This window comes from Nocardia sp. NPDC003693, from assembly GCF_053981095.1.
The window spans coordinates 80,201-90,202 of sequence record NZ_JBSFNO010000033.1; the positions used below are offsets into that span (position 1 = coordinate 80,201).

Here is a 10,002-nt window from a genome sequence, read left to right on the forward strand (position 1 = left end):
TGATGCGACTCCAATTCTCCCGCACCGCATCGATACTCGGGCCGTGTGCGGCGAAGCCCGGATCGGGGACACCGATCGCCCGGGCCGCGCCGGATCCCGCCGACGGCGCGGCGCACCCCGCCACGCGGCCGCCAGGCGAAGGCCGGACCCGTCCTGATTCGCACTCATAGTCCAGGACACGGTCGTGTGTGCCGCGCCACGCTCGTCAGAGAACTGGACAGTCGATACGTTGGGGGTGTGACGCCGCACCTGCATCAGCTCTACCCCGAACTCGCGGACACGCTGCCGCACATCGCGCTGGGATCCGGGCCGACCCCCGTCCGGCAGCTGTCCGCGATCGACTCCTGCGGCGCGGATCTGTGGGTCAAGGACGACGGGGAGTTCGGCAACGGCGGCTGGGGCGGCAACAAGGTCCGCAAACTCGAATGGCTCCTGCCCGAGGCGCGGCGGCGCGGGCGCGACACGATCGTCACCGTGGGCGCGCTCGGCACGAACTGGGGCCTCGCGACGGCGCTGTACGGACGGGAGTACGGGCTGAAAACCGTCCTCGCGCTGATAGATCAGCCGGTGGACGAGCATGTGCGGGCCCAGCTGGACCGGCTGCGCGCCTCGGGGGCGGAATTGCATTTCACCCGGAGCAAGGCACGTACCATCGCGAGCGCGCCGTTCCTGCTCGCCCGCAATTTCACCGGGTGGCGCCCGCCCTACTTCCTGCCCGCCGGCGGCTCCTCGCCCGTGGGCGCGCTCGGGTACGTCGAGGCGGCGCTGGAGCTCGCGGCGCAGATTCGGGAGGGGGAGCTGCCCGAGCCGACGCATATCGTGGCCGCGGTCGGATCCGGCGGGACGGTCGCCGGGCTCGCGCTCGGATTGCGTTTGGCGGGATTGCGGACCCGGGTGGTCGGCGTGGTTGTCAACGACTCGCTGCGACTGGATCAGAGCACCCTCGGCGGACTGGCCGACAAGTCCGCGCGGCTGCTGCGCGATCGGGGCGCGCGGCTGCCCGCCGACGTCTCCCCCACCGGCAACATGGAGATCGTCACCGATTGGCTCGGCCCGGGTTACGGGGAGGTGACCCCGGAAGCCGCTACCGCGCAGACGCTTTCGGCGACGCTGGAGCATCTGACACTGGAACCGGTGTACACCGCCAAAGCCATGGCGGCCGTGCTGGACATGAACGCGCACGGGCACTTCGGCGCGGGACCGGTGGTGTATCTCAATACCAACGGGCCGCGCTGAGCCGGCAGCGTCCCACCGGGCCGCCCGGCCGCCGGCTCCGAGCCGGAGCGGCTCGAGCGCGCACGGTCCGGAGCGGATTGTTCCCGCGCGGACGGGGTCAGGGGCGCAGCTCGAGCCGGCGAACCATGGCAACCAGGGCGGCCCGCTGCTTGTCCGGATGGTCCACGTCCGAGCCCAGAATCATCCGGACCACCTGCGGCGCGGCGAACCACCACGCGGCCAGGGCCGCGACCGCGTAGAGCAGGTAGCCCGCGGGCACGTCGTCGGGGAGGGTGCCCGCGCGCTGGGCGGCGGCCAGCGCCCGGACCTTCTCGGCGTAGTGCGAGGCGCGCGCGGATTCGGCGGGGAGCGCGCCGGCGTGTGACTGCAGGCCCTCCCAGTAGAGCAGGCGCAGGAACTGCGGGTGGGTGTGGTGGAAGTCGAAGACGTGGCCCGCGTACTCGGCCAGGTCACCGGCGGCGTCGGGGTGCAGCGGGCTGGCCGCCGCGAGTTGGGCGAGCTGATCGGTGAGCACGGCGTCGAACAGGCCCTGTTTGTCGCCGAAGTACTGGTAGATGCGCTCCTTGTTGATCCCGGCGCGGGCGGCGATGGCGGCGACGCGCGCGCCGTCCGGGCCGCGTTCGGCGAACTCGTGCACGGCGGCCTCGAGCAGCAGTCGTCTGGTCCTGTCGGTATCCCACGCCATGCGCCCATCCAACCATTTCCAACCGTGCGGTTGTAATTCGGCCCGCCGCTGTGGCAAACTCCAACCGCACGGTTGCAGTTTCAGTCGAGGAGGTGGCATCGTGCCCGAATTGCGTTCACGGACGGTCACGCACGGTCGGAATATGGCGGGGGCCCGCGCGCTCATGCGGGCCAGCGGGGTGCCGTCGGCGGATATCGGCCGCAAGCCGGTCATCGCGGTCGCCAACAGCTTCACCGAATTCGTGCCCGGGCACACGCACCTGCAGCCCGTCGGCCGGATCGTCTCCGAGGCCGTGCGCGCGGCCGGCGGTATCGCGCGCGAGTTCAACACCATCGCGGTCGACGACGGAATCGCCATGGGGCACAGCGGAATGCTGTATTCGCTGCCCTCGCGCGATCTCATCGCCGATTCGATCGAGTACATGGTGAACGCGCACTGCGCGGACGCGCTGGTGTGTATCTCCAACTGCGACAAGATCACTCCCGGCATGCTGATGGCGGCCCTGCGCCTGAACATCCCGACGGTGTTCGTCTCCGGCGGTCCGATGGAGGGCGGCACCGCGGTGCTGGTCGACGGCACCGTGCGCGGGCGGCTGGATCTGGTGGACACCATGGCCGCGGCCGTGTCCCCCGAGGTCTCCGACGCCGACATGGCGCTGATCGAGGAGAACGCCTGTCCCACCTGCGGTTCCTGCGCGGGCATGTTCACCGCGAACTCGATGAACTGCCTCACCGAGGCGCTCGGCCTGGCGCTGCCGGGCAACGGGACCGTGCTGGCCACCCACACCGCCCGCCGGGCGCTCTACGAGGCGGCCGGGCACACCGTGGTGGAGCTGACCAGGCGCTACTACGAGCAGGACGACGAGCGGGTGCTGCCGCGTAACATCGCCTCGCACAGGGCATTCGACAACGCGATGACGCTGGATCTGGCCATGGGCGGTTCGACCAACACGGTGCTGCACCTGCTGGCCGCCGCGCAGGAGGCGGGTCTGGACTACACGCTCACCGATATCGAGAAGATGTCGCCGCAGGTGCCGTGCCTGTGCAAGGTCGCGCCCAACGGGCACTACCTGATGGAGGACGTGCATCGCGCCGGCGGGATCCCGGCGCTACTGGGCGAACTGGATCGCGGCGGGCTGCTGCACCGCGATGTCCATGCGGTGCACGCGGATTCGCTGCCGGAGTGGCTGCGCGACTGGGACGTGCGGGGCGGCTCCCCGACCGCCGCGGCCACCGAGCTGTTCCACGCCGCGCCCGGCGGAAAGCGTTCGGCCACCGCGTTCTCCCAGTCCGAGCGCTGGCACGACCTCGACACCGACGCGGCCGCGGGCTGCATCCGCGACCGCGCGCACGCCTACTCCCGCGACGGCGGCCTGGCGGTGCTGCGCGGCAACCTCGCCCCCGACGGCGCGATCGTGAAATCCGCCGGCGTCGCCGACCACATGCACACCTTCACCGGGCCGGCCCTGGTCGTGGAATCCCAGGAAGCGGCGGTCGAGGCCATCCTCACCGGCCGCGTGCACCCCGGCGATGTCCTGGTCATCCGCTACGAGGGACCGCGCGGTGGTCCCGGCATGCAGGAAATGCTGTACCCCACCACGTATCTCAAGGCCCGGGGCCTGTCCGGCACCTGCGCCCTGGTCACCGACGGCCGGTTCTCCGGCGGCTCCTCGGGCCTGTCGGTCGGCCACATCTCCCCCGAGGCCGCCTCCGGTGGCCCCCTCGCCCTGGTCCGCGACGGCGACTCGATCACTATCGACATCCCGACCCGCTCGCTGACCGTTCACGTCGAGGACCGTGAACTGGATTCCCGCCGAACCGCGCTGGAGTCGGCCACGGGCTACCGGCCCCGCGATCGCGACCGGGCGGTGTCCCTGGCGCTGCGCACCTACGCGCTGCTGACCACCTCCGCGGACAAGGGCGCGGTGCGGGACGCGACGAAACTGCCGGGCTGAGCGGGCCCCCACGGCAGGCTGCGGCGACCTCCGTTGTCCGCCCACGGCACACCGGCTCGGCCCGCCCGGTGGCCCTCGCCCCCAACCGGAATGGCCGGTGACAGTCCTTCCACACAGGTGTCGCGACCACCGGCACGGAGACCTACTCTCTACGGATGGTGAGACCGACGAGAGTGAGCCGCCGCCGGGCACTGGCGCTGGGGGTGGCCGGGGCGGCGGCGACCGTCGCGGCGGGCGCGGCCCACGCGGATCCGGCGGCGGCGGATCGCCGCTACCCCGGCTACGACGCCGAGGACCGGGCAAAGCCGTTCGCGCACTTCATGTCCGAGCGCACCGCACCGGCGCAGTCCGCGGTTACGGCGGCATACGAGTCCGGACCCGTTGCGGCCGAGCTGATTCCGGACCTCGCGGCGCTGCCCGCCGATCTCGCTCCCGGCGGCTACTCCGCCGTCGAGACGGGCTACGGCCACACCGGCGCGGGTGCGGTGTGGGTGGCGGTCCGCACCGAGATGCCGAGGGTCACCGCCGCCATGTGGGATTGGTGGTTCGGCTGGCATTCCACCGATTCGGCCCGCTACAAGCTCTGGCATCCCGACGCGCACATGTACTCCGAGATCGCCACCGACACTCGCGGCCGGACGCTGCCGGACCGGGCGCGGTACGTCGGCAACATCTCCTACGTCGACGAGTACATCGGTTCCGAGCTGCAGCAGCTCGCCATCGCCTTCCATGATCCCGCGGCCCGCGGCTTCACCGTGCCCGAGGACCACACCGTGATCTGCGCCCGGGTGGGCAGCAGCGTGCTCCCCGTCGATCTGGGCTGGCTCGCCCACCAGGTCCGCCCGGTTCCCGGCGGCAGCGAGATGCGCAGCCGCTTCTACCTGAAGGAGTACGGAATCCATGCTCCCGCACCGGAACACACCGTGCGTGCGATTCAGCGCGGGGCGGCCGCGGACCCGGCGGACCTGTTCCCGGATCTGACCATGGCCAGCGACCTGCTGTTGCACTGCGGCCAGGAGATGAACCACCTGGCAGGGTTCCTGCCCGAACTCTACGAGCGGTTTCGCGACACGCCCTGACGGTTCGTCATCGCGCGAACCGCACCACCGTGCGCTGGGTACCGAGGTCGACGGCCCCGTCCGGGGTGGCGGCCGTCAGCTCCATCACGTCGCCCTCGCGCAGGAACTTCGGGTTGGCGGCCTGGCGCCGGAAGAAGCTCTTCCACTTGAGGTGCGCGGGCAACAGCGCGCCGAGCAGTTCGATCGGCTTGGGCGGGGCCACCAGCGCGGTTCCCGCGGGTGTCCCGGTCAGCAGCACGTCGCCGGGGTCCAGGGGCTGAAATCTGTTGAGCTCCCGCAGGGCTCGCAGCGGCGGGTAGATGATGTCACCGCGCACCGTGGCGTCCTGCCGGACGACGCCGTTGACGCGCAGGGTCAGGCGCAGGTCCTCGAAGCGCGCTAGCTCGCCGGCGTCGAGCAGCACCAGCCGCGGGCCGAGCGGGGTGAAGGTGGGATAGGACTTTCCTTCGTAGAACTGGGTTTTCGGAAGCTGTATGTCGCGGGCGGAGATGTCGTTGGCGAGGACGAGACCGGCCACGTAGGTACCGAGATCGCCGTCGCGCAGCTCGGTGCCGACCGGCAGGGCAGCGCCCATGACCAGGCCGATCTCGATCTCGTAGTCCAGGAGCGTGACGTGTGCGGGGCGCACGACCTCGGCACGGGGACCGGTGATGGAGTGCGAGGACTTGCGGAAGAACGTCAGCGGCACCCGGGCCGGATCCATTCCGGAATCACGCACGTGTGACACGTAATTGGTCATCTGCGCGACCACCCGGCAGGGCGCGGTCACGGGCGAAAGCAGCGCGAGATCGGCCGTGCGCACACCCGTTGCGGGGTCGGCCCGGTGGGCGGCGTCGACGGCTGTGCGGTCGGCGAGCAGTTCGGCCGTGGTGGTCGCGGCGGTGTCGACGGGATACGCCGTCTCCCCGTCGGGAGCGCAGACCCACCAGCCGTCGGCGGTGCGGAGTACGGAAGTCGTCATGTGGAAGCCACTTTCAGCAGACCGCGCAGGCGGTGGAGATCGAATTCGTTGTCGGTGTCGCGCAGTGCGGGCACGATCGAGAACAGTTCGCGCACGGCGGCGCGGCTCAGGCGCAGCCCGAGGAAGTCCGGGGTGGCGGGATCGCCCCACTGGTTGAGTCCGGAGGCGGTCATGGGCGCCCAGCCCGGGTCGAGGGTGTGGTCGAACAGATCGCCGTCGGTGAAGTGCTCGACCAGCAAGCCGTCGGGATCACGCCAGTAGTCGAAGATCTGACTGCCCTGAATGTGCCGCCCGATCCCCCACGACCGGTCGTGTCCGCGCCGGCGCAGGTACTCCCCGCCCGCGGCCAGGGCGTCCAGATCGGCGACCTGAAATGCCGAGTGCACGTAGCGATTCGACGGGCCCAGCGTCAGCGCCAGGGTGTGATGGTCGGCGGGCTCCGGACCGCGATCACAGCGGATGAAGCTCATGACGGGGCCGCGGGCGCGCTGACCGGGATAGAACAGGAAGTCGCTGACGATCAGGCCGAGGTGCTCGAGATACCAGTCGAGCGTGCGGCGGTAGCGGGTGGTCTGGACGACGACATGACCGAGTCGTTCCACGCGCGCGGGCTCGACTGGCGGTCGCTGCGTGGCGTTCACGCGGGTGAGCGCGCCCGCCGTGTTGTAGTCGTGGCGGCCCTGACGCGGCTGTGCCGGGTACTCGACGGTGTCACCGACCAGCCGGACACGCAGGCCGCCGGGGTCGGTCAGGCTCACCGATCGGCCGCCGAGGACCTCGGGGAGTTCGGTGACGGTCGTTCCGGTATGCGCGGCCAGCCGGCGCAGGTCCGCGGTGTCGGCCGCGCGAAAAGCTATGCCGCGGAACGCCGATCGGCGTCCGCGCCGGACGATCACGCACGGCGGGCCCGCCAGGGCGCCGCGCAGATGCAACTCGGTGGCCGTATGCAGGGTGGGGGTGAAGCCGAAGTCGGCGGCGAACGCGGCGGTCCGGGCGAGATCGGGTTTCTCGAACTCCAGCCACGCTAGATCGGCCGCCTTGATGACCGGGTCGCGGTGCCGTCCCGGGTGTTCGCCGGGCAGTGCGCCCTGTTCGGCGTGCAGCCCGCGGTGGGCGCCGGCCCCGGCGTCGGGTGGGTGCGTCATGAAACTCCTTGTTTCCGAGCGTTTCTCGGGGTCAGATGATGGGGGTGATGTGCTCGTCGATACCCAGCAGCGCCTTGCCGTAGGTCTCCAGGGACACCTGCGGGAGAACTACGGCGTGGCGGGCGGCGACGTTCGAATCACGCCAGATGCGCTGCAGGCGATTGACTTCGGCGAAACTGCCGGCGCCGTTGGCGTCGAGCAGGGTGTTGAGCGCCGCGTTGACGGCGCGCAGCGCGACGGCGGCGTCACCGCGAATCCGGGCGCGGGCCGCGACATCGGGGTAGACGCCCAGATCGGCGTAGTGCGCCACATCGTCGGCGGCGCGGTAGGCGTGCAGGTGCGCGGTGTCGATCGCGAGCGCCGCCTCGGCGACGAGCAGCTGGAAGGCCACCGAATCGCGATTGCGCGCGAAGGTCGTATAGGCCGGGGCCTTGGTCGCGCCCTTGGTCAGCACCAGGTTCAGGGCGGCGCGGGCCAGGCCGAGCTGCGGGCCGACGAGCACCATGACCAGCATCGGGCCCAGCGCGCTGCGATAGAACGAGTCGTCCGGGTGATCGGAGAGATAGTCGCCGTCGATCGCGGGGAGCATCGACATGTAGCGGTGTTCGGGGAGGAAAATGTCCTCCGCGACAATGGTATTGCTGCCCGAGGCACGCATGCCGGCCACGTACCAGGTGTCCTCGACGCGGAAGTCCGCGCGCGGGATGGTGACCATGCCCTGATCGAGCACACCGTCGTTCTCGTCGAGCAGGAACACACCGCCCGCCGTCCAGTCGGCGTGCAGGCTGGCCGAGGAGTAGGCCCACGACCCGCTCACCCGATAGCCGCCCGGCACCCGGCGGGCGGTGCCACCGGGCGCGAGGACACCGGCCAGGATCGCATCGGGTCCCGAAGCCCACACCTCCTGTTTGGCTGCCGGGGTGTGCAGGCTCGTCGCCCAGGCGTTGACGTTGGACAGCGATGTCACCCAGGCCGCGCCGCCGTCGGCTTCGGCGACGGCGGCCGAGATGTCCAGCATGTCGCGCAGGCTGGTCTGCAGTCCGCCGAAGGCCGCGGGGACGGCGATGCGGAAGACGCCGGCGTCCCTGAGCGCCTCGATGGTTTCGGGCGAGACCCGGCGGGCCGCCTCGGATTCGGCGGCATTGCGCTCGATGAGCGGGGCCAGTTCGCGGACTCTCGCCAGGACCGCGGCGGCATCGGTCGGCGTAGCGGTGGTTGTCATCGCAATTCCTTCGTACGGATTCGGCTCGCGACGGGAGTCGTTCGGACCGTCCGGCCGGGTGACCCTCGCGATAGCGACGAAGGTAGTGATTGGCTGACTTCATGTCAATGACTTAGAATCAGTTGAGATCGGCGCAGGCGGGCAGCATGATCGGACAGCGACACACACTTCGAAGGGTGCGAATTTGCCGAGCGAGAAGAGAGCGACCGTGCGCGCCGCACAGGCGGCCGAGACCAGACGCCGGCTGACCGACGTCGCCATCGGCATGTTCTCCGCGACCCACTACGACGAGGTCGCGGTCGCCGACATCGCCAAGGCAGCCGGGGTGGCGCACGGGCTACTGTTCCATCACTTCGGGAACAAGCGCGGCATCTACCTGGCCGCCATGCACGAGGCCGCGACGCAGCTCAACGCCGCGTTCATCGTCGATCCGACCCTCACGCCGGACGCGCAGTTGCGGCAGGCGTTCGCCGCGCACCTGCGCTATCTCTCGGCCAATCGCGGGCTGGCGCTGCGGCTCGTGCTCGGCGGCCGGGGCGCGGATCCCGAAGCCTGGGAGGTGTTCGAGCGGGCGCGCATGGACGCGCTCTACGGCGTCGCGAGCGTGCTCGGCCTGGATCGCGCGAATCCGGCGCTGTTGATGACGGGCCGGGCCGCCATCGCCGCCATCGACTCGGCGACGGCCTACTGGCTGGAGAACGGCGAGCCGTTCCCCGTCGAGACGATGGTCGAAAGTCTCATGTCCATGGCGGTTTTCGCGCTCGACGGTGCGAAGGCGCTCGACCCGGCGCTGGACGTCGCCGACGCGATCGGCACCCTGCGCGGCACGGTCGCGACGTCGGGTTCCTGATCGGCCGGGCGGCATCCCCACCGCCCGGCCGATCGTTCACCCTCGGGGCTAGGCGTCCGACGGTGCGGTCGCCGGCTTCGAACCGGGCTTCTTCACCGCGCCTTTCATCGCGAGACCCTTGGGTGCGACCGGTGGCTCGACCGTGGCCGGAATCGCCGGTGCCGCAGCGGTTTCCGCCTCGGCACCCGGGGCCTTTGCGGCGCCCTTCATCGCCAGGCCCTTGCCGGGAGCCTTCGCCGGACCCTTCATGGCCAGGCCCTTACCTCCCGGAGCCTTCAGACCGCCCTTCATACCCAGACCCTTCGCCGGGGCCGGGGCGGGAGGCTTCGGCGCATCGGGCGTGGGGTGCGCGGCGGGCTCGGACTCAACTTCCACGACCGGCTCGGGATCCGAAACCGGTTCGGGTTCTTCGGCCTTGGGGACCTGGATGACCTTCAGGTTCTCGGTCATCGCCGCGGCGTCGATCCGGTCGATGGACTGCAGCATCAGCTGCGCGACATCGACGACCTCGACACCCTGACCGACCTCGCCACCATCCTTGCGGGCGGTGACACCGTCGGTGAGCATGACCCGGCAGAACGGGCAACCGGTCGCGATCATCGACGGCTCGTTACCACCGTTCAACGCGTCCAGGGCCTCGTCGACACGGTCGACGTTGATGCGCTTGCCGAGCTGCTCTTCCATCCACATCCGCGCACCACCGGCGCCACAGCACATCGACCGTTCCCCGTGGCGCGGCATTTCCAGCAGCTTGGAGCCCGAGGCCTCCATGAGTTCACGCGGGGCGTCGTAGATCTTGTTGTGCCGGCCCAGATAGCACGGGTCGTGGTAAGTGACGTTCTGCGCGACCGGGGACACCGGAATCAGCTT

At 70.3% G+C, this 10,002-nt stretch carries 9 protein-coding genes; 4 read left to right on the forward strand and 5 right to left on the reverse strand.

The annotated features are described in order from the left end of the window. The first annotated feature begins 237 nt into the window (after window positions 1–237). Window positions 238–1,236 (forward strand): 1-aminocyclopropane-1-carboxylate deaminase/D-cysteine desulfhydrase, encoded by a 999-nt coding sequence (locus ACWDOP_RS29455; RefSeq protein WP_456347638.1) that lies wholly within the window; start codon window positions 238–240, stop codon window positions 1,234–1,236. Window positions 1,237–1,333: 97 nt separating this feature from the next. Here ACWDOP_RS29455 and ACWDOP_RS29460 read toward each other — a convergent pair whose 3' ends face one another. Next, window positions 1,334–1,921, reverse strand: coding sequence for a TetR family transcriptional regulator (locus tag ACWDOP_RS29460; protein WP_456347639.1), 588 nt, complete (start codon window positions 1,919–1,921; stop codon window positions 1,334–1,336). Window positions 1,922–2,021: 100 nt separating this feature from the next. On the opposite strand from ACWDOP_RS29460, the gene ilvD reads away from it, so the two are divergent. Next, window positions 2,022–3,875 (forward strand): dihydroxy-acid dehydratase, encoded by a 1,854-nt coding sequence (gene ilvD / locus ACWDOP_RS29465; RefSeq protein WP_456347640.1) that lies wholly within the window; start codon window positions 2,022–2,024, stop codon window positions 3,873–3,875. A gap of 155 nt (window positions 3,876–4,030) precedes the next feature. Next, on the forward strand, window positions 4,031–4,954 hold the full coding sequence (locus tag ACWDOP_RS29470) for a DAPG hydrolase family protein (RefSeq protein WP_456347641.1): 924 nt from the start codon (window positions 4,031–4,033) through the stop codon (window positions 4,952–4,954). A 7-nt stretch (window positions 4,955–4,961) separates the two neighbouring features. On the opposite strand, the gene ACWDOP_RS29475 is transcribed toward ACWDOP_RS29470, so the two are convergent. From ACWDOP_RS29475 to ACWDOP_RS29485, 3 genes are read right to left on the reverse strand one after another with little or no spacing between them, the layout of a single operon-like run. Continuing rightward, entirely contained in the window at window positions 4,962–5,915 is a 954-nt protein-coding gene (locus ACWDOP_RS29475) for a fumarylacetoacetate hydrolase family protein (protein WP_456347642.1), read from the reverse strand. Next, window positions 5,912–7,060 (reverse strand): VOC family protein, encoded by a 1,149-nt coding sequence (locus tag ACWDOP_RS29480; RefSeq protein ID WP_456347643.1) that lies wholly within the window; start codon window positions 7,058–7,060, stop codon window positions 5,912–5,914. The genes ACWDOP_RS29475 and ACWDOP_RS29480 overlap by 4 nt, the downstream gene beginning before the upstream one ends. 31 nt (window positions 7,061–7,091) lie before the next feature. Beyond that, on the reverse strand, window positions 7,092–8,282 hold the full coding sequence (locus tag ACWDOP_RS29485) for an acyl-CoA dehydrogenase family protein (protein ID WP_456347644.1): 1,191 nt from the start codon (window positions 8,280–8,282) through the stop codon (window positions 7,092–7,094). Between the two features lie 208 nt (window positions 8,283–8,490). On the opposite strand from ACWDOP_RS29485, the gene ACWDOP_RS29490 reads away from it, so the two are divergent. Continuing rightward, window positions 8,491–9,132: a TetR/AcrR family transcriptional regulator gene (locus tag ACWDOP_RS29490; protein ID WP_456347645.1), complete on the forward strand. Its 642-nt coding sequence runs from the start codon at window positions 8,491–8,493 to the stop codon at window positions 9,130–9,132. Window positions 9,133–9,180: 48 nt separating this feature from the next. Here ACWDOP_RS29490 and ACWDOP_RS29495 read toward each other — a convergent pair. Next, a partial coding sequence (locus ACWDOP_RS29495) for a (Fe-S)-binding protein (RefSeq protein ID WP_456347646.1) occupies window positions 9,181–10,002 on the reverse strand: 822 nt, incomplete at its 5' end.

Bases quoted from the DNA above. Each gene is read 5' to 3' on its own strand.
- ACWDOP_RS29480 (WP_456347643.1), bottom strand. From the start codon at position 7,060: ATGACGCACCCACCCGACGCCGGGGCCGGCGCCCACCGCGGGCTGCAC.
- ACWDOP_RS29470 (WP_456347641.1), top strand. From the start codon at position 4,031: ATGGTGAGACCGACGAGAGTGAGCCGCCGCCGGGCACTGGCGCTGGGG.
- ACWDOP_RS29460 (WP_456347639.1), bottom strand. From the start codon at position 1,921: ATGGCGTGGGATACCGACAGGACCAGACGACTGCTGCTCGAGGCCGCC.
- ACWDOP_RS29475 (WP_456347642.1), bottom strand. From the start codon at position 5,915: ATGACGACTTCCGTACTCCGCACCGCCGACGGCTGGTGGGTCTGCGCT.
- ACWDOP_RS29485 (WP_456347644.1), bottom strand. From the start codon at position 8,282: ATGACAACCACCGCTACGCCGACCGATGCCGCCGCGGTCCTGGCGAGA.